Below are 18721 nucleotides of genomic sequence, written 5' to 3'. Positions count from 1 at the left end.
TCCCATATGGGAGGATTATGGCGCTCACCGGCCCCGACGAAACCGATCTCCTCTTGCCGCTGCTGGGCGGCGCGGCGGAAAACCCGCGCTTTTCGACGTTTCTCTCGCGCTTCAAGCGCCGCTGCGACGCCGTATATGCGGCCATCCACCTGCGATCCGGCTCGGGACGCGATCCGGTGCGGTATTGGGTGGGGCTCGACCTGCACAGCCGCGCTCACGAACAAGGCGCCGCGGAGCTGATCGAGCTCGACCGCATCCAGTACGATCGTCTGCGCCCCGGCCGTGTCTACGGCTCGGCCGAATACTTCGACGCCGACCCGGTTCGCCAGGCCCAGCGCCGCCGCTACATGGCGCGGCTCGGGATCGCCGACGAACGCACCGTGCGCCTGCTCGACGAGCGCGGCGCCGACGCGTGGCTTTCGATCGCGAGCGGTCGCCCCTGCACCGCCGCCCAGGGCGCGCTGCTTTCGACCCTGGCACCCTATGTGGCGACGGTTCTGCGCGGCCTGCTCGCGCAGGAGCGGGACCGCGCCATCGCCGAGGTTTCGCAAGCCGGCCTGCAGCGTTCGGGGATCGGTTGGATCGCGTTTCGCGCGAACGGCGAGGTGCTGACGTTGCCCGAGCAGACCGAAGCCGCGCTTGCCGGGCTGCTCGGAACCACGATCGCGGCGGGCGATCGTATCCGACAGTTCGGACCGGCGGTCGAACGCAAGCTCATCGCAGCAGCCGCGCACTTCGCCGCCGATCCCGACGCGGCCGCCGAGCCGATCGTCCTCCAGGAGACGCCCCGGCTCGAAGCGCAGCTCTGTCCGGGCGCACGCCCGCCCTCTCCCGGCGATGCCGACGCCGTCGAGCGCCCCGCGATGATCGCGCTGCTGCGCATGCCGCGCCGGGACGCGGGCGACCGTGCCGGCGCATTCGCGCGGCTGTTCGATCTGCCCCGGCGCGAGGCGGAACTGGCCGTCGCGCTCAGCGACGGACTCTCGCTGACCGAAGCGGGCGCGGCGCTGGGCCTGACGATCGAGACCACGCGCAACTATTCCAAGAAGCTCTACGGCAAGCTAGACGTGCGCGGCCAGGCCGAGCTGGTGCGACTGGTCTGCGAAAGCGCCGCCCAGTTCGCCTGACGCCCGGCCTGCAAGGGAGGGCGGCGGGTCGCTGTTGATGTCCTGGCGCACGCTCTGCAAGGTATCGAAGATCCGATCGGCCGCCGGCCATTCAATGGCGGACGCCGGCTCGCGCAAAAAGGTCCAATTGCCCGAGATCGATACCGCCGCGACCGAACCATCCGTGGCGGATGCGATTACGTCGCACTGTCCGCGTCGGCGGGCCGGTCGGCGCCGGTCGTCTGCAAGGCGCGCTCGGCCGCCGCGATTTCGGAGCGCAGCCACATCGTTTCGGACAGGTTGCTTCCCCCGCTGGCAGCCAGAAGCACCTCGTGCGCGGCCTTCTTCACCTGCAGCGCCGCGATGTTACCCGGCTCCGCGCCGAGCGCGGTGTCGATGAGGTGGATCGCCTGGAGCGGCTCGCCCGCATCGAGGCGTTTGAGCGCGCGCGCGGCGATCGCCGAAGCGCCGCCCGCCAGTTCGGCAAGGTCGGCATAGACGCTCGATCGCGGCACGCCGTAAAGCTCGGTGGTGCCGTCCTCGTAGTGGAACCAGCCCGCGTATTCGCGCCAGATCGACTTGACCGCCCAGGTCGCCTTGCCGTGGAATTCGCCGATCGCCATGCCTTCGGGCCAGGCGAATTCATGCATCAGCGCATGGACCGTCTTGCCGGCCTTCATGCCCTCGAGCGTGTAGTCGCGCACATGGCTCACGGCGGCGTGCATCGTGTCGAGATCGGCGCGGATGCGCGCGGCGCCCCGGATCGGCTCGCCATGACCGGTCACGATCATTTCCGCACCAAGATCGCGGACTTTTTCGAGAGACTTGAGGTAATTCCTCACAAGTCGCGGCTTGTCGCCGCGCAGCGTGTTGAGGAACGGCATCGACAGCCAGACCGGGCCGAACAGATTGCCGGTGAAGGCGATCTTTTCCTTCGGCATCCAGACCGTGAGACTATCCACGGTCTCGCCCTCGGGCGTCGAGATCAGCACGAATGTGCGATCGCCGACCTCCAGGCTCAGTTCGCGATCGACCAGAATGTCGGGCTCGATCATCGGCGGCGGCTTGGGCGTGCCGCCGCGCTTGAGCGTCGATGCCCAGAGCTTGCCGCTACGCGGGCCGAAGAAGGACTGCAGCGCCATCATGTCGGCATTGGCCTCGACGAAACCCGGACCGCCAACGACCTTGGTCCCCGGCTCGGCGAAGTCGGGCACGCCGCCGAAATGGTCCGCATGGCTCTGTGTCAGCACGATCGTGCGCAGCGGGCCGGTGCGGTGCGGTGCCAGCAACGCCTTGTTGCGCTCTGCATGATCCATGAAGCCGGTGTTGACCATCACGTCGCCGTCGCTCGTGGTAACAAGGTAGGCGTTCGAGATGTCGTTCGCCTGGAAGACGAAGTCGGTGATCGCGACCGCTTCGGTCTGGGCGTCGCCCGCGCGGACGAGATCGGCGAGCTTGGGGGCGCTGTCCTGGGCCTCGCTCATCTCATGCGTCCCCGAAACCGATCATGACCTTGGCCGATTGCGGCGTGGCGGCGATTTCCAGGCCTTTCATGACGTCGCTGAACGGCAGCTTGTGGCTGATCATCGCCGCGATCTTGTCCTTCAAACGCGGCATCGCGGCGATCACCTCGGGCATTTCGGTGGGATAGCCGACGGCGGTGGTGATCGTCATCTCGCTCGTCAGCATGCGCCCCACGGGAAACTCGATCGGCTTCATGTAGGCGGCGGTGATCACCATGCGCGAATGCCACTTGGCCATCATGATCACGTCGGTGAGGATCGAGGGCGCGCCCGCCGCGTCGATCCAGGCATCGGTGCCGACGCCGACGCGGCCATAGCTCGGCACTTCGCCATGCAGCTTCGCCAGTTCGGCGCGCACGTCGCATTGCGCCGGATTGAGCGCCGCCTGCACGCCGAGCGCCCTCGCCCGCTCCAGCCGCTCTTCGGCGAGGTCGAAGGCAACGACATCGGTAATGCCGCGATCGACGAGCCAGAGCAGCATCCCCAGCCCGATCGGGCCGCAGCCGAAGACCACGACCTTGTCGCCGGGCGAGACCTCGGCGCGATTGACGCCGTGCATCGCGACGGCGAGCGGCTCGCACATCGCCGCGACATCATAGGATATGCCCTCGGGGATCGGCAGGATCGAATCGCCGAGCCGCGCGTCGCGCACCAGCAGTTCCTGGGTGAAGGCGCCTTCGGGACCGCCCGAGCCTATGTTGCTGGGCGTCATCATCGGGTTGACGATGACCGGCGTGCCCACCGCGATGCCCTCCACCTCGGCGCCCACTTCCATGACCTCGCCCGCGCCCTCGTGGCCGAGCGCGGTCTCGGTGCCGGGCGGGATGCCGCCCATCTTGATGTAGCTCAGGTCCGAGCCGCAGATGCCCACCGACTTCATCCGGACGACGACGTCCTTCGCGCCCGCGGCCGGGCGTTCGTAAGCGTCGAGCCGGACATCGCCGGCGCCGTGGATCTTCAGAAGTTCCATCACTCTCTCCTCGCCCCCCAAAGGTCCCTTGTCAGGGGCGGATCATGTAGCCGCCGTCGATGACCACCGTCTCGCCGGTCATGAACGAGGAGGCATCGCTGCACAGGTAGGCGCCGATGCCCTCGAAATCGGAAGGATAGCCAACGCGCTTCATCGGCGTCTGCGGGCCGTAGTGCGCCTGGAGCCCCTGTTCCACGCGCGGATCGTCCCCCATCATCGGGGTGATGATCAGCCCGGGCGCGACGACATTGGCGCGAATGCCGTGGACTCCCAGTTCGGCGGCGAGGCAGCGCACCGTGGCGGCGATTCCCGCCTTGGATGAGGCATACTCCATCTTGCCGGCGAGCCCCTGGAACAGCGAGAGCGAGCCACAGGCGACGAGGCTGCCGCCCGGCTCGCCCGCCTCGGCCCGCGCGACCATGTGCCGCGCGCCCTCGCGCAGGGTGAAGAAGGCGCCGTGCAGCGCTGTCTTCTGAAACTCGTACCAATGCTCGGTCGGCATATCGAAGACCGAATCATAGCGCGGGCTCGCGCCGGAATTGGCGAAGACGCAATCGACGCGCCCGAAGTCGGCCATGACCTGCTCGAACCCGCCGACGATGTTCGCCTCGTCGGAAACGTCGATCTGGTAGGCGACGACCTTGCCGGCGCCGGCCGCTTCCAGCTCGGCCTTGGCCTTGGCGCTCTTCTCCGCGTTACGCGCCCAGATCGCGATATCGCCGCCCATCTTGGCGCAGCCCGTCGCGAAGCCGAGCCCGATACCGCCGTTGCCGCCGGTCACCACAGTCACTTTTCCCGTGCAGTCGAACAGGCCTGCGGCCATGCCTTTGTCTCCTCGATCCCATTTGCGGCGCTCGCGGCAACGCCTTTCTCGGCCCGGAGACTCGGCCTCAGTGGCTTGCCCCGCAAGGCCCCGCAGCGTAGACATCAAGCCGCATCATAGAGAAACAGACACAATGCGGCGCCCCCGCGCCGGGCGCGCATTGCAAGGGAGGGACAGGCCGCGTGCCCCGGGACCCGGACAACCAGGCAAGAGTCATCGTCGACGCGCAAGCCATGAGCCCGGGCCTGCGCGCCCAGATCGTGCGCTTCGACATTGCCGCGCCAACCGCCTCGCTGTTTCCGCCAAGCGACACATACTACCTCAACATGTGCCTCACGCCGCGCCCGCCCAACGCCCGCGCGGGCTATCGCGACCGCTGGGGCCCGACTCGTCTCGAACCGCTCGGCGACATAGTCCTGCTGCCGCCTGGCGAGACGCTGTTCATCGGCGGCGGCAGCGGGCGACAGGCCTCGCTGGTATGCGAACTCGATCCGGCGCCGATCCACGAGATCGTCGGCCAGCGGCTCGAATGGGACGACCAGCACCTTGCCGCCACGCTCGACATCTCCAGCGCCCGAATCCGCGCGCTGCTGTTCCGACTGACCGAGGAAGTGCGTCATCCGGGTCTCGCCAGCGCGCGGATGATCGCGTTCCTTAACGGCGAACTCGCGGTCGAGCTGGGGCGCTACTGCCTCGAAGTGGCCGAACGGCCGATCACAGGCGGGCTCGCCGGATGGCGGCTGCGGCTGATCGATGAGCGCCTCGCGGCCGACGCACCGCCGCCGACGCTGAGCGAACTGGCGGACTTGTGCGCGATTTCGGTTCGCCAGCTCACGCGAGGTTTCAAAGTGAGCCGCTCGTGCTCGATCGGAGACCATGTCGAGCAGCGTCGGATGGAAGCCGCCAAGCGCCGCCTCATGGCGGGCGAGAGCGTCAAGACGATCGCCTTCGCACTGGGGTTTGCTTCGCCGTCCAGCTTCGCCTTCGCGTTCCGCCGCGCGGTCGGGACGACGCCGAGCGCCTTCCGTGACCGCCAGGGCCACTTCGTCACGCGCGAGTCTCCTGTCGGGTCTTGACCCGAAATCGACGGCCCGTCCCGAATTGACAACCCAGCCGCGTTGCCAACCAGTCGCGCCAAAGCGCTAGTGCAAGGCAAGGGCCCGCAGCGGCCCCGGATACGAACGGGACAGAGGAGCCGAATCCATGGCGCAACCGCAGCTCAACGCCGACGCGCTCGTCGATCAAGCCGTGAAGGCCACGGGCCTCGACAGCTTCGACAGCGAATCTTATCGCGAGGGCCTCACCGTCTTCGTCGACGATTTCAATCGCGGCATCGCCCAGGGGATCGTTACCGACGGAGGCATCGAGCGCGCCGCGAACGATTGTGTGACCTATCTCGGCAATCGCCTGCGCGTCGCCGACTACTTGCGGCAGAACCCCGAGCTGACGAGCCGCAAGATCGAGCGGCCGGTTTTCGTCTTCGGCATCCCCCGCACCGGCACCACGCTGCTGTCGAACCTGCTCGCCGCCGATCCGGCGCGGCGCTCGCCACTCGAATGGGAGATCGAGGAGCCGGTGCCGCCGGCGCAGGCAGGCATGCTCAAGACCGATCCGCGCGCGCTGGCCAAGCTCGAGGCCCATCGCGCGATGCTCGAGGCCCGGCCCGAGATGGGCAAGGTCTACCGCTCCTCGCCGATCTACCCGCACGAATGCGTCTGGTTCCTGGCGCACGACTTCAAGACGCTGATGATCGAATCGAAAGGCAAGCTGCCGGGCTACCGCGAGTTCATCTTCGGCGCCGACATGACGAGCGCCTATTCCTATCACCGCAAGTTCCTGCAAACGCTGCAGCACCACAACACCGGCGTGTGGAACCTCAAGATGCCCAGCCACGCGCTGCATCTGGACTATCTCATCAAGGAATATCCCGATGCGCGGCTCGTCTGGACTCACCGCGATCCCTATTCCGCCACCGCGTCTCTGTGCTCGATCATTTCGATGAGCCATTATGCCTATCTCGGCAAACCCGACACCGAATGGCTGGGCGAGAACTACCCGTGGCAGGCGCAGCAGCACGCCGAACGGATCATGGACTTCCGCGACAAGCACGGCGAGGATCGGGTGATCGACGTCCACTACGATCGCCTGCTCGACGATCCGCTGGCCACCATGAAGGCCCTTTACAAGGCGCTGGGCGATGAATGGACCAGCGAGGCCGAAGCCGGAATCCAGGGCTGGATCGACGACAATCCGCAGAACAAGTTCGGCAAGCATGAATACAAGCTGGCGCAGTACGGACTGACCAAGGACGACCTCGTCCCACTCTTCGAACGCTACCTGGCGCGTTACGACGTCGCGATGGAGGGCTGACGATGATCGAGGGACATCTCTACCAACTCGGCTATGTCTGCGACGATATCGAGGAAGGCATCGCCCAGTTCCGCGGGCGCGGGATGACGCACGAGCCGCGGGTCATCGAAGTCGACCAGCCGGTCGATTCCCCGCGGGGCGAGGTCGTCAACCGGATGAAGCTGGCCTTCATCTGGATCGGCGAGATGCAGTACGAACTGATCCAGCCTCTCACGGACCCGCTCGGCATCTATGGCAACTGCGTCTCGAACGGCGGGCCGCTGCGCTTTCACCAGACCTGCGCGCGGGTGTCCGACTGGAGCGATTTCCGCGCGCGCGTCGCCAAGCAGGACCTGCCGGTGGCGATGGAACGCGACATGGGCGGCGATGCGCTCAAGTTCCTCTACCTCGATGCACGGCCGCTGGTCGGGCACTATCTCGAGTACACCTGGATGACCGATGCCGCCTGGGACCAGATCCGGGCGATGTGAGCGCGCTCAGGCGCACTCGCTCTCGCAGGCGACGCGCCCGTAGAGCGTGGTGCGCTGGCGCAGCGGACGGCCGGCGCTCTGCGCGGCCGCGCGCAGCACGTCGACGCTGAGTTCCTGGCCGTGGCTCGCGCCCGCCGCGCGGCTGATGCTTTCGTTCATCAGCACGCCGCCCAGGTCGTTGCAGCCCGCGTTGAGCATGGCCGCCGCGCCCTCGACGCCTAGCTTGACCCATGAGCACTGGATCGACGGGATCGACCCGTGCAGCGCGATCCGCGCAACCGCGTGCATCATCACCGCCTCGCGCCAGGTTGGGCCCTTGCGGCTCTCGCCCCGGCGGTAGAACGGCGCTTCCATGTGGACCAGCGGCAGCGGCACGAATTCGGTGAAGCCGCCCGTCTCGCCCTGCTGCCGGCGCAGCGCCAGCAAGTGGCGCGCCCAGTGTTCGGGGCGTTCGAGGTGGCCGAACATGATCGTCGACGTCGTCGGCAGGCCAACACGGTGCGCGTCGCCGACGACCGACAGCCATTCGGCGGTGGTCAGCTTGTCCGGGCAGATCTGCGCGCGGATGTCGTCGCACAGGATCTCCGCCGCCGTGCCCGGGAGCGAGCCAAGCCCGGCATCCTTCAGGCGCCGCAGATAGTCGATCACCGGCATGCCCAGCGTGCGCGCGCCCTGGCTCACTTCGAGCGGCGAGAAGGCGTGGACATGCAGCGAGGGACAGGCGTCCTTCACCGCGCGCAGGATCGCGAGGTAGGTCTCGCCCGTATAGCGCGGGTGGATGCCGCCCTGCAGGCAGACCTCGCTCGCTCCGCGCGCCTCGGCCTCGCGCGCCCTTTCGGCGATCTCCTCAAGGTCGAGATCATAGGGCTTGTCGCGGAAACCCGCCTTGCTGCTGGTCTTCGAGAACGCGCAGAACGAACAGGCGTGGGTGCAGATGTTGGTGTAGTTGATGTTGCGGTTGACGACGTAGGTCACGGTCTCGCCCATGGCCTCTACGCGCAGCGCATCGGCGGCCTCGACCACGGCCCGCGCGCCAGCGCCGCGTGCGGTGAAGAGCGTCGTGATCTCGGACTCGCCGAGTTCGGCGCCACACGCCGCGCGCTCGAGGATATGGTCGATGCGCCTGCTGCCGGGACCGCGCAGGATCGGCCCGAGCGGCGCATCGGTCGTGCCCGGCACGGGCTCGGCGACACCGGGGCTCCAGCGGCTGTCGCGAGCGAGCCCCTCGCTGTCGGACAGACGCAGCACCGCGGGCCGGATCGCGGGATCGAGCCACGAGCGGTCGTCGCTCGCGAGATAGCGCGGGTAGATCGTCAGCCGCTCGGCGAGCGGCAGGCCCGCGCGCGCGCAGACTTCGGCGAGCTGCTCGACCTCGGGCCACGGCGCCTCGGGATTGACGTGATCGAGCGTGACCGGAGAAATCCCGCCCCAGTCGTCGATGCCGCAGTCGATCAGCTCGGCAAGCCGCTCGTCGTTGAGGTTGGGCGGCGCCTGAACCGACACCTCCTCGGGCAGCACGATCCGCGCGGCCGCGATCACTCGCAGGAAATCGGCTTCGGAAGCCTCGGGCGCCTGCGCCATCTTGGTGCCGGGCTTGGGGCAGAAGTTCTGGACGATCACTTCCTGCAGGTGGCCGTGCTCGCGATGCAGGTCGCGCAGCGCGAGCAGCGCCTCGATGCGTTCGTGCGGCGCCTCGCCGATGCCGATCAGGATGCCGCTGGTGGTCGGCACCCGCGCGCGCCCGGCCGCCGCGAGCGATTCGATCCGCAAGGCCGGAACCTTGTCGGGCGAACCATGGTGCGCCGCACCCTTCTCGAGCAGCCGCTCGGAAGTGCTTTCGAGCATGAGACCCACCGACGCGGCGACCGGGCGGAGCATGCGGTAGTCGTCCTCGGCAAGAATGCCCGCGTTGACGTGGGGCAGCAGCCCGGTTTCCTCCAATACCCGTGCGGCGCAGTGGCGCACGTAATCGATCGTCCGCGAGAAGCCGCGCTCGGCGAGCCAGTCGCGCGCGACGGCGTAGCGGCGCTCGGGCGCGTCGCCGAGCGTGAACAGCGCTTCCTTGCAGCCCGCCGCCGCACCGGCGCGCGCGATCCCGAGCACCTGATCCTCGGAGAGGAAGGGCGCTTCGAGCCGCGAGGGCGTGGTCGCGAACGTGCAATAGTGGCACACGTCGGCGCACAGCCGCGTCAACGGAATGAAGACCTTGGGCGAATAGGTCATCCGCGCCGGACCGCGCGCGTCGCGGCGGGCCCTGGCCTCGGCCTGGAGCGTTTCGAGCGGGGAATTGAGCAAATAATCGATCAGTGCACTGTCGTCGCGCGCCATGGTCATCCTGTTTCTGTTCGGGCTGCCGACAGTGCTACGCGCGCAAGCCGCTCCCGATCCTCGGCATCGCACATGACTGTATGGGTAATCGTGACGGAAAGGCCGGCAGCACGCAACCCCTCCGCCTCGGCACGGTCCGAGGAATCAATCACGAGATGGTCGATCAACGCTCCGTAATGCGCCGCGATCGCGGCGTTCGAAACCGGTTGTCCGAGTTCGCCCATCAGTTTCGCGAGCGGCCCCTTGATCGCGGTGCCCCCGACGATCGGCGAGACCGCGACGACGGGCACGTCACGCGCCTGCAGGGCCTCGCCAACGCCGGCAAGGGCAAGGATGGGATCGACGCTGAGAAAGGGATTTGAGGGACACACGATCACCGCGCCCAGGTCGGGCCGCGCCAGCGTCTCGGCGAAGGCTGGCGACGGCTCCGCCAGCCCGCCTCCGGCGAAGCGGATCGCGCGCGCGACGGGGCGGCACTGCTCGCGCACGAAGTAGTGCTGAAATTCGAGCCAGCCCGCCTCGGTCTCGATCTGGGTACGCACCGGCGCATCGCTCATGGGCACGACGCGCGGCGCGATGCCGAGGCTGCGCGTAAGCGCCTCGGTCGCTTCGGAGAGGCTCTCGCCCGCGCGCAGCCGCGCGCTGCGGGCAAGGTGCATGCCGAGATCGCGGTCGCCAAGGTTGAACCAGTCGGGCGCGCCAAGATCGCGCAGCATCGCCATGGCCTGCCAGGTCTCGTCCTTCACGCCCCAGCCCCGCTCGGTGTCGTTGAGCCCGGCAAGCGCGTAAGTGACCGAGTCGATGTCGGGACACACCGTCAGCCCGAGATGCTCGAAATCGTCGCCGGTGTTGACGACGATCGTGAGGTCCTCGGGCGCCAGCACGGCGGCGAGCCCCGCCGCGAGCTTGGCGCCACCGACGCCGCCGCTGAGCGCGAGGACATGGCTCATCGGAACATGTCCTGCTCGAGCGGACGCAGGCCGCTGACCGCGCCCGGGCCATCGTCCGCGCTCACCCAGCGCTCCGCGCCGCGCACGATCGCGACGGGCGTGCCCTCGTCACCCTCGCCCATCGCCAGTGTCGCGGCCGCCGCGACCGAATCCGCCACCGCGACGATCGTCGCCTGCAAGGTGCGGCCGAACAGGTCACGGCCGGTGCCGCGCCGATCCTCGAGCACCGCAAGCCCGGCACAGCCGATCGCGTGGCCGACCGTGCCGACCCGCCAGGCGCGGCCCATGCTGTCGGCGATCACGACCGCCGGCCGGATGCCCGTCCGATCGGCGATCCCGGCGCGAATCGTCCGTGCCGACGAATCGGGATCGAGCGGCCAGAGCAGCACGCGCTCGTCTTCACCGTCAGCCACGTTCGAGGCATCGATGCCGGCGTTGGCCAGCACGTGCCCGGTGCGATGACGGGCGATGATCGCTGCCGGGGTGACGCGCAGCAGCTCGCTGCTCTCGGCCTTTATGAGATCCGTCACGCGCGGGTCGCGCCCCGTAGCCGCCGCGATCTCACACGCCCGCGCATCGGGCTCGACGGTGGCGAGATCGCGCGTGCGCCTTTCGCATTTCGATACGATCTTTTGCGCGACGACGCAGACGTCGCCCGGGCGCAGTGTCTCGCCAAGGAGATCGAGCGACGCTAGGATCTCGTCGGCGATCGACGTTTCCGGGCCGAACAGCGGCATCCCGGGAAGCGCGAACGCGCGGATTTCAGCGATTTGCGACATGCCCTGCGTCCCTGTCGTTGCGCATTGGGCTTGACCGGCCGCCCATCGTGCTGTGTTTGCGCGCGTGGCTATCGGTTTTGGTCCTTCAGAGGCAACCGAAAGATAACGGGAGAACGAAAGAATGGCGAAAATCGCGGTAATCGGCGGCACCGGAGCGCTCGGCAAGGGAATCGCGCGCCGTCTGGCCAAGGCCGAGCACGAGGTGACGATCGGATCGCGCTCGGCCGAGAAGGCGCAGGCCGCCGCCGAGGATCTCGGCGGCGTCGGCTTTGCCGCGAACGACGACGCCGCGGTCGGAAAGGACTTCGTCTTCGTCACCGTGCCCCACGCCTCGCAGGAAGGCACGCTCGCGCTGATCCGCGACAAGGTCGGGGCAGCGATCGTCGTCGACACGACCGTGCCGCTGGTCCCGCCCAAGGTCATGCGCGTGCAGCTTCCCGCCGAAGGCAGCGCGGCGATGCAGGCGCGCGCGCATCTCGGCGACGACGTGCGCCTCGTCACCGGCTTTCACAACGTCTCGGCCCATCACCTCGACAGCGATCACGAGATCGACTGCGACGTTCTGGTGTTCGGCGACGACGTAGAGGCTCGCAAGGCCGTGCTCGACCTGTGCCCCGGCATGGGCGTGCGCGGCCTATCGGGCGGCTCGCTGGCCAATTCGGCCGCGGCCGAAGCGCTGACCTCGATCCTCATCTATATGAACAAGACCTACAAGGCCGACGGTGCCGGGATCCGCTTCACCCGGCTCGCCGAAGCCCCCGCGATTCCTTGATCAGTCCCGCTGGACCCTGCTGGGCCGTCGTTCCCGCCAAGCCCGCCTCGCGGGCCAAGAGCCGCCTCTCCGGCGTGCTCTCGCCTGCCGAGCGGGCGCGCCTCGCCGCTGACATGCTCGCGCATGTCGTCGCCACCGCGCGCGCCTACGACGCGATCGACGCGGTGCTGGTGATCGGTGGCTCGGCGCCGCAAGGCGACGGCGTGGAATGGGCAGAAGACCCGGGCGGCGGACTCAACGTCGCGCTGCAATGGGCGTTGGACCAGGTCGCGCATCGCGGCGGAGGCCGGGTGGTCACGCTCGCGGGCGACCTCCCGCTACTCACGCAGGCCGATCTCATACGGCTCATCGACCTGCCGCGCGACACCATCGGCGTCGCCCCCGACCGGCACGGCACCGGCACAAATGCGCTCTCGCTGCCCCTGCCCGGCGCGGACCGGTTTCGCTTCGCCTACGGCTCAGGAAGCTTCGCGCGCCATCGATCCGAGGCAAGGCGGATTGGCTACAACGCGTGCGCGATCCTCGGGAACGGTCTTGCAAAAGATATAGACGAACCCGACGATCTTGCCGATGCAGGTTGGCGAGAGTCCTGAACCCCAAAGGGGTCGGAAGGGGAGAGATTGGATACAAGCGACGTCGATCTGAGCGGCCAGGTCGCCTTCGTCACCGGCGGCGGGGGCGGCATCGGCAAGGCCATCGCTCTGTGCCTGGCCGACATGGGCGCCGACATCGCATTGATCGAGGCGATTCCCGAACGCTGCGAGCAGATGGAGGCCGAAGTCGCCGCGCGCGGCAGGCAGGTTCTCGCGATCACCGGCAACGTCATGGAAGTCGAGGCGGTCGAAAAGGCCGTGGCGGCCACAAAGGAGCGCTTCGGGCGGCTCGACGTGCTCGTCAACAACGCGGGCGGAGTGACTCGGCGCGGCTTCCTCGATCTCACCGAAAAGAACTGGCGCCGTCATATCGACCTCAACCTGATCAGTAACCTGGCTGCCACGCGCGCCGCGGTGCCGATCATGATCGCGGGCGGACGCGGCGGCGCGATCATCAACGTCACCAGCATCGAGGGTTCGCGGGCGGCGCCGGGCTACGCGGTCTACGCGGCGTGCAAGGCGGGTATCAACAACCTCACCCGCACGCTGGCGCTCGAATTCGCCGAGCACGGCATCCGCGTCAACACGATTGCGCCCGACTATACGCGCACGCCGGGAACCAGCGGGCAGTTCACCGGCCCGGTCGATCCCGAGGCCTGGTATCAGCCGAGCCCGGCCCAGACCGAATCCGTGCGGCGTCGCATCCCGGCTGGCCGCGCCGGCTTCGAAGAGGAATGCGGCAAGGTCGCCGTGTTCCTCGCCTCGCCGATGGCCAGTTACGTCACCGGTACGATCATCCCCGTCGATGGCGGGTCATGGGCCTCCAGCGGATGGGTCCGCGACAGCTCGGAACAATGGATTTTGCCCCCGGAGGCCTGACCCGGTCACCCTTAGCAGGAAACGCACGATGGCATTCACGCTCAGCACCACACTTCCGTTCGATCACATCAAGGACCCCGGGCAGTTCCTCTCGCTCCCGGCGCTTCACGAGATCGCCCGCGCGGTCGAGGATGCGGGCTTCACCGCCGGCACCGTGACCGACCACCCGGTTCCCTCAGCGCGCTGGCTCGACAGCGGCGGGCACTACGCGCAGGACCCGTTCGTCATGCTCTCGATGGTCGGTGCCGTGACGACCACGCTCAAGCTGCAGACAAACATCATCGTCCTGCCCTACCGCAACCCCTTCGTCACCGCCCGCGCCGTGGCGAGCCTCGACTGCTTCACCGGCGGACGCGTGATCCTCGGCATGGGCGCGGGCTACCTCAAGGCCGAATACAAGGCGCTCGGCGTCGATTTCGACAGCCGCAACGACCTCATGGACGAATACATGAAGGCCATGAAGCTCGCCTGGAGCGGTGAGGACTTCGAGTTCGAGGGCACCGGCTACAAGGCGCTGGGCAACCGCATGCTGCCCACCCCCGCGCAGAGGCCGCACCCGCCGCTGCTGGTCGGCGGCAACTCCAAGCGCGCGCTGCGCCGCACGGTCGAGCTGGGCGACGCCTGGCACCCCTTCATCGTCCCCAAGATGGTGACCGACACCGCCCGCACCGCCAACATTTCGGGCAACGAGGATATCGTCGCGTCGATCGAATACATGAAGGCCCATTGCGAGAAGGTCGGCCGCGAGGTTGCACCCAAGGTGATCTGCTCCTCGACCTTCTCGCTGACCGGCGAGTGGAGCGCACAGGAAGCGATCGACCACTTCGCCGAACTCAAGGCGATCGGCGTCGACGGCGCGGGCGCCAGCGCCTTCACCGACGATCGCGGCGAATATCTCGATCACATCCGCCGCTTCGGCGAGGAGGTCATCCCCAAGATCGACTTCTGAGGCGAAGGCCGTCCGGCCGGCGGCGACAAGAACAAACCGGGAGAGGCCGATGAATGCTGGTATCGGCGCGCCGCTGAGCGCGCGCGAGGAGTGGCGTGCCAACTGGCCGATGGTCGTGGCGGCGATGGCCGGGCTCTCGTTCGCCTCGATCCCGGCGGCCACGCTGGGGCTGTTCATTGCCCCGCTCGAGCAGCGCTTCGGTTGGACGCGCGCCGAAATCTCGTTCGGGATGACGATCTTCGCGCTGGTCAGCCTGCCGCTCGCGCCCTTTGCTGGCGCGCTGGTCGACAGGATCGGCGGACGGCGCGTGGGCCTGCCAGGGGTTGCCGCAAGCGGCCTTGCCTTCGCCGCCTTCGCGCTGCTTGGCGGAGCGCTGGTGCAATGGCTGCTGACCTGGGTGGTCTATTCGCTCGCCGCGCTGGGCATCCGCTCGGTGGTGTGGAACACCGCGATCTCGAGCGCCTTTTCCGCCGGGCGCGGGCTCGCGATCGCGGTGGTGCTCGGCGGGCTTTCCTTGTCTCAGATGGCGGCGCCGCCGCTGGCCGAGTTCTTCATCGCCAATTTCGGTTGGCGCAGCGCCTATCTCGCGCTCGGTCTGGGCTGGGCGGGCATCGCCTTCGTGCTCGTGCTGGCGTTCTTCAAGGTCCGCAGGCCGGCCACGGCAACCGATCGCGGGCCGGAAAGCGCCGAGGCGCCGGCGCTATCCGGACTGACTCTGGGCGAAGCAATGCGCTCACTCGCCATGCTGCGGATCAGCCTCGCGATCGTGATCTTCGGCCTCGTCGCAACCGGAATCACGATCCACATGGTGCCGATGCTGACCGGCAACGGCGCCACCCGCGCCGAGGCGGCGTCGCTGGCGGTCGTGCTCGGCCTCGGCTCGCTGCTGGGCAATCTCGGCGCGGGCTGGCTCACCGATCGCGTCCGCAGCGCCTTGCTGCCGCTCGCCTGTTTCGCGCTGCCCGGCGTCGGCCAGGCGGTCCTGCTTTCCGGGACCGACAACCTTGCGGTCCTCGGCTTCGGCATCGCCGCGCTGGGTCTCGGCGCGGGCGCGGCGCTGCAAGTCGGGATCTACCTGTCCACCCGCTATGCCGGACTGCGGCACTTCGGCAAGATCTACGGCGTGATCTCGAGCTGCCAGGCGGGTGCTTCGGGGATCGGACCCTTGGTCGTGGGCATCGCCTATGACGCGACACAAAGCTACGCGCTGGTTCTCGGCACCGCCCTGCCGCTGACAGCACTTTCGGCGCTGCTCGTCTTCGGCCTCGGGCCTTATCCGGATTTCGAACGCCGCTCGGCGGGCTAGGCGAGCGCCGCGTCGATCGCCTCGCGGAAGGCCTTGACCGCCGCGGCCTCATCGCCGTTCCACACCGCACCGGAGACCGCGAGGAAATCGGCGCCCGCCTTCGCGAGCGCGCCGCAGTTTCCGGGCGTGATTCCACCGATCGCCACACAGGGGATCTCGAAGAGCGTCTGCCACCAGGTCAGGAGTTCGGGCTCGGCATGGTGCTCGACGGTCTTGGTCGTGGTCGGGAAGAAGGCGCCGAACGCGACGTAGTCCGCCCCCGCCTCGCCCGCCTCCATCGCCAGATGGCGACTGTCGTGGCACGTCACGCCGATCTGCGCCTCGCGGCCCAGCGCGCGGCGCGCCTCATCCACCGTGCCGTCGCTCTGTCCGAGGTGCACCCCGTCGGCGCCGAGCCGCTTGGCGAGCGCGATCGAATCGTTGACGATGAAGGCCACGTCGCGCTCGGCGCAGATCGCCTGGAGTGGCTCGGCGAGCCGCGCCGCCTCGTGCTGGTCGAGATCCTTCACACGCAACTGGAATGCCGCGACCGGCGCTGCATCGAGCGCGCGGGCGAGACGCTCGGGGAAATCGCCACCGACGTCGAGCGGTGAGATCAGATAGAGGTCGCAGGTCCGGGCAGGTTCGTCAGACATGCGCCGCCCCTAGACCGGAGCGCGGCGCTCGCCAAGCGTTCGGCGCGCATTCAGCCGCGGGGGCGCATGAGCGGGCGATGGTTCGCACCCGCGCCCTTGCCCTGCTCGCCCCGCTCGCCCTCGCCGCCTGCCTGGCCGAGCCCCCCGCTCCATTGCCGCCGCCGCCGGCCGAAGCCACCGACCCGCTCGTGCGCGCGAGCATGATGGAGACCGTTTCGGTCGACGGGCCGAAGGTCACTCCGCTCGAAGTGCTCGAAGACAGCCGCTGCCCGATGAATGCCCGCTGCGTGTGGGCGGGGCGCGTGCGTCTGAAGGTGCGCATCGATCTCGGCGCGCGCAGCGACGTGCGCGAACTGACCCAGGGCAATCCGGTTCACGTCGCCGACGGCAGCCTCGAACTGGTCGAAGTCCAACCCGACCGCTCGACGCCGGCCGAAATGGATATCCCACCCGGCCACTACCGCTTCGGCTTCCGGTTCATGGGCGGCATCTGAATCCGCTCAAGCTGAGCGACGGTGGGGATGGCACCAGAGCGAAACGGCGTCGCCTCCGGGCGAACCGCTTCCAACCGCATACAAAGCGGGCTGCCGTAGGGGCGCTCCTCCTAGGCCACGACCGCGCAGATGAAGCCGTCCCAGCCCTTGCTGCCGACGGTCTGCACCGCCGTCGAGAGCAGGCGCGGTTCATCGCGGACGAAGGCGTGGGCGCGGCGTGTGCCTTCGATCATCGGCTCGTGGTTGTCGGGATCGATCACACCGCCGTCGCGCACCACGTTGTCGACCACGATCACCGTGCCCTTGCGCGACAGCGAGAGCGCGGCCTTGAGGTAGTTCGCGTTGTTTTCCTTGTCGGCGTCGATGAAGAACAGGTCGAACGGCGCCTCGCCCGCCGCGATCATCGCCTCGAGCGTTTCGAGCGCGGGGCCCTGGCGGATTTCGACCTTCCCGGCCTGGCCCGCGCGCGCGATGTTCTCGGCGGCGATCCGGGCGTGCTTCGGATCGATCTCCAGCGTCACCACGCGGCCGTCTTCAGCCAGGCCGCGCGCCAGACAGATCGTCGAGAATCCGCCCAGCGTGCCGATCTCGAGCACGCGCCGCGCGCCGAGACTGAGCGCCAGAAGCTGGAGCAGCCTGCCGTGCGTGGCCGAAACGTCGATATGCGGCAGGCCCGCGGCCGCATTGGCCGCGAGCGCCGCATCGAGCGCGTCGTCCTTGCCGAGGTGTTGACCGGCAAGCCAGTCGTCGACCGCGGCCCAGTCGTCGCTGCTTGCCATGCCGGTCAGGCCGTGGCCGCCGCCGCGGTCTTCTGCGTCGAGCCGGTGTAGATCTCGTCGATTGCCGCGCCGAGTGCCTTGTCGAATTCCTCGTCGCTCATCTGCGCGCGCAGGTCTTCGAGCAGCGCGCGGCTGAAGCTGGCGATGATGCCCTTGTTCTTGGCAAGCTCGGCGCAGGCCTCGGGGCGCTTGTAGCCGCCCGACAGCGCGACCACACGCAGCACCTTGGGATGCTCGACAAGCGGATCGAAGGTACCCGGGACGACCGGCAGCGAGAGCTTGAGCATGACCGTCTGACCCTCGGGCAGCGCATCGAGGTTCTTGAGGATCTCGGCGAGCAGGATCTTGTCGCAATCGGCGCGGGTCTCGCTCTTGATGTTCACCTCGGGCTCGATGATCGGCATCATTCCGTGCGAGATCACCTGCTGGCCGATCTCGAACTGCTGCTTGACCACCGCTGCGATGCCCGCCTCGTTGGCCGAGTTGATGACCGAGCGCTCTTTGGTGCCGAACACGCCCAGCGCCTTCGACTTCTCGAGCAGCGCGTCGAGCGTCGGCATCGGCTTCATCATCTGCACGCCGTTGGCCTCATCCTCGAGGCCCTTGTCGATCTTGATGAACGGGACCACGCCCTTGTCGATGAGCGCCTGCGGAGTGGGCTTGCCCTCGACCGTGCCGTCCATCGTCCGCTCGAACAGGATCGCGCCGATGACCTTGTCTCCGGTGAAGGCGGGCGAAGAGATGATGCGGCTGCGCATCTCGTGAATCAGGCCGAACATTTCCTCTTCGGTGCTCCAGGCGTCGTCCGCCACGCCGTATCCCTTGAGCGCCTTGGGAGTGGAGCCGCCGCTCTGGTCGAGTGCGGCGATAAATCCGTTGCCCTTGGCCATCTTCGCGGTCATCTCAGAGGTTTGCATGCGCTTTTGGTCCTGTCCTGTTCGTGAAAGCTCTCGGACAAGACTTACCGCCAAGGCGCTCATCTCGCAACTGCGGCA

General features: G+C 68.0%; 19 protein-coding genes. 10 read left to right on the top strand and 9 right to left on the bottom strand.

Annotation, left to right across the window (positions count from 1 at the left end; translation table 11 throughout):
- Positions 1-17: 17 nt before the first annotated feature.
- A complete protein-coding gene (locus tag B2G71_RS15320) occupies positions 18-1127 on the top strand; it encodes a helix-turn-helix transcriptional regulator (RefSeq protein WP_098107317.1) in 1110 nt (369 codons plus the stop codon).
- 176 nt (positions 1128-1303) lie between these two features.
- Here the strand turns inward: B2G71_RS15320 and B2G71_RS15315 are convergent, their stop codons facing one another.
- From B2G71_RS15315 to B2G71_RS15305, 3 genes are read right to left on the bottom strand one after another with little or no spacing between them, the layout of a single operon-like run.
- On the bottom strand, positions 1304-2590 hold the full coding sequence (locus B2G71_RS15315; protein ID WP_098107315.1) for an MBL fold metallo-hydrolase: 1287 nt from the start codon (positions 2588-2590) through the stop codon (positions 1304-1306).
- 1 nt (position 2591) lies between these two features.
- Positions 2592-3599, bottom strand: coding sequence for an alcohol dehydrogenase catalytic domain-containing protein (locus B2G71_RS15310; RefSeq protein ID WP_098107314.1), 1008 nt, complete (start codon positions 3597-3599; stop codon positions 2592-2594).
- Positions 3600-3630: 31 nt separating this feature from the next.
- Positions 3631-4422, bottom strand: a complete 792-nt coding sequence (locus tag B2G71_RS15305; RefSeq protein ID WP_098107312.1) for an SDR family oxidoreductase — start codon at positions 4420-4422, stop codon at positions 3631-3633.
- Between the two features lie 182 nt (positions 4423-4604).
- Between B2G71_RS15305 and B2G71_RS15300 the strand changes: the two genes are divergently transcribed.
- The 3 genes from B2G71_RS15300 to B2G71_RS15290 all read left to right on the top strand — a co-directional run bounded on the left by B2G71_RS15300 (position 4605) and on the right by B2G71_RS15290 (position 7262).
- Positions 4605-5498 (top strand): AraC family transcriptional regulator, encoded by an 894-nt coding sequence (locus B2G71_RS15300; protein ID WP_240530175.1) that lies wholly within the window; start codon positions 4605-4607, stop codon positions 5496-5498.
- 127 nt (positions 5499-5625) lie between these two features.
- Complete coding sequence (locus B2G71_RS15295; RefSeq protein ID WP_098107311.1) at positions 5626-6792, top strand: sulfotransferase; 1167 nt, start codon at positions 5626-5628, stop codon at positions 6790-6792.
- A 2-nt stretch (positions 6793-6794) separates the two neighbouring features.
- On the top strand, positions 6795-7262 hold the full coding sequence (locus B2G71_RS15290) for a VOC family protein (protein WP_098107309.1): 468 nt from the start codon (positions 6795-6797) through the stop codon (positions 7260-7262).
- A gap of 6 nt (positions 7263-7268) precedes the next feature.
- Here B2G71_RS15290 and cofH read toward each other — a convergent pair whose 3' ends face one another.
- From cofH to cofE, 3 genes are read right to left on the bottom strand one after another with little or no spacing between them, the layout of a single operon-like run.
- Positions 7269-9590 carry a 5-amino-6-(D-ribitylamino)uracil--L-tyrosine 4-hydroxyphenyl transferase CofH gene (gene cofH, locus B2G71_RS15285; protein ID WP_098107307.1) on the bottom strand — a complete coding sequence of 774 codons (2322 nt, stop codon included), beginning with the start codon at positions 9588-9590 and terminating at the stop codon, positions 7269-7271.
- A 2-nt stretch (positions 9591-9592) separates the two neighbouring features.
- Positions 9593-10540: a 2-phospho-L-lactate transferase gene (gene cofD, locus B2G71_RS15280; RefSeq protein ID WP_098107306.1), complete on the bottom strand. Its 948-nt coding sequence runs from the start codon at positions 10538-10540 to the stop codon at positions 9593-9595.
- On the bottom strand, positions 10537-11319 hold the full coding sequence (cofE, locus tag B2G71_RS15275; RefSeq protein ID WP_098107304.1) for a coenzyme F420-0:L-glutamate ligase: 783 nt from the start codon (positions 11317-11319) through the stop codon (positions 10537-10539). The genes cofD and cofE overlap by 4 nt, the downstream gene beginning before the upstream one ends.
- Positions 11320-11440: 121 nt before the next feature.
- Between cofE and npdG the strand changes: the two genes are divergently transcribed.
- The 5 genes from npdG to B2G71_RS15250 are packed head-to-tail and all read left to right on the top strand — an operon-like array spanning position 11441 to position 15818.
- Positions 11441-12091, top strand: a complete 651-nt coding sequence (gene npdG, locus B2G71_RS15270; protein ID WP_098107302.1) for an NADPH-dependent F420 reductase — start codon at positions 11441-11443, stop codon at positions 12089-12091.
- On the top strand, positions 12088-12684 hold the full coding sequence (cofC, locus tag B2G71_RS15265; RefSeq protein ID WP_240530174.1) for a 2-phospho-L-lactate guanylyltransferase: 597 nt from the start codon (positions 12088-12090) through the stop codon (positions 12682-12684). Before npdG ends, cofC begins: the two co-directional genes overlap by 4 nt.
- 27 nt (positions 12685-12711) lie before the next feature.
- Positions 12712-13563, top strand: coding sequence for a glucose 1-dehydrogenase (locus B2G71_RS15260; RefSeq protein WP_098107301.1), 852 nt, complete (start codon positions 12712-12714; stop codon positions 13561-13563).
- A gap of 28 nt (positions 13564-13591) precedes the next feature.
- A complete protein-coding gene (locus B2G71_RS15255) occupies positions 13592-14512 on the top strand; it encodes a TIGR03619 family F420-dependent LLM class oxidoreductase (RefSeq protein ID WP_098107299.1) in 921 nt (306 codons plus the stop codon).
- A gap of 49 nt (positions 14513-14561) precedes the next feature.
- Positions 14562-15818: an MFS transporter gene (locus B2G71_RS15250; RefSeq protein WP_098107298.1), complete on the top strand. Its 1257-nt coding sequence runs from the start codon at positions 14562-14564 to the stop codon at positions 15816-15818.
- On the opposite strand, the gene thiE is transcribed toward B2G71_RS15250, so the two are convergent.
- Positions 15815-16453, bottom strand: a complete 639-nt coding sequence (gene thiE / locus B2G71_RS15245; protein WP_098107296.1) for a thiamine phosphate synthase — start codon at positions 16451-16453, stop codon at positions 15815-15817. The two genes, B2G71_RS15250 and thiE, sit on opposite strands and share 4 nt — an antisense overlap.
- A gap of 77 nt (positions 16454-16530) precedes the next feature.
- Between thiE and B2G71_RS15240 the strand changes: the two genes are divergently transcribed.
- The gene (locus B2G71_RS15240; protein ID WP_240530173.1) at positions 16531-16947 is read left to right on the top strand and encodes a hypothetical protein; all 417 of its coding nucleotides are present in this window, start codon (positions 16531-16533) and stop codon (positions 16945-16947) included.
- A 110-nt stretch (positions 16948-17057) separates the two neighbouring features.
- Here B2G71_RS15240 and B2G71_RS15235 read toward each other — a convergent pair whose 3' ends face one another.
- Together B2G71_RS15235 and B2G71_RS15230 are read right to left on the bottom strand one after the other, a co-directional pair.
- On the bottom strand, positions 17058-17726 hold the full coding sequence (locus B2G71_RS15235) for an O-methyltransferase (protein ID WP_098107294.1): 669 nt from the start codon (positions 17724-17726) through the stop codon (positions 17058-17060).
- Between the two features lie 5 nt (positions 17727-17731).
- Complete coding sequence (locus B2G71_RS15230; RefSeq protein WP_098107292.1) at positions 17732-18643, bottom strand: fructose bisphosphate aldolase; 912 nt, start codon at positions 18641-18643, stop codon at positions 17732-17734.
- Between the last annotated feature and the right edge of the window lie 78 nt (positions 18644-18721).

Origin of the sequence: Novosphingobium sp. PC22D (assembly GCF_002556635.1) — a bacterium.
Classification (GTDB): domain Bacteria; phylum Pseudomonadota; class Alphaproteobacteria; order Sphingomonadales; family Sphingomonadaceae; genus Novosphingobium.
The sequence above is the reverse complement of the archived record's forward strand: the minus strand, read 5'-3'. Positions and strand labels throughout refer to the sequence as shown.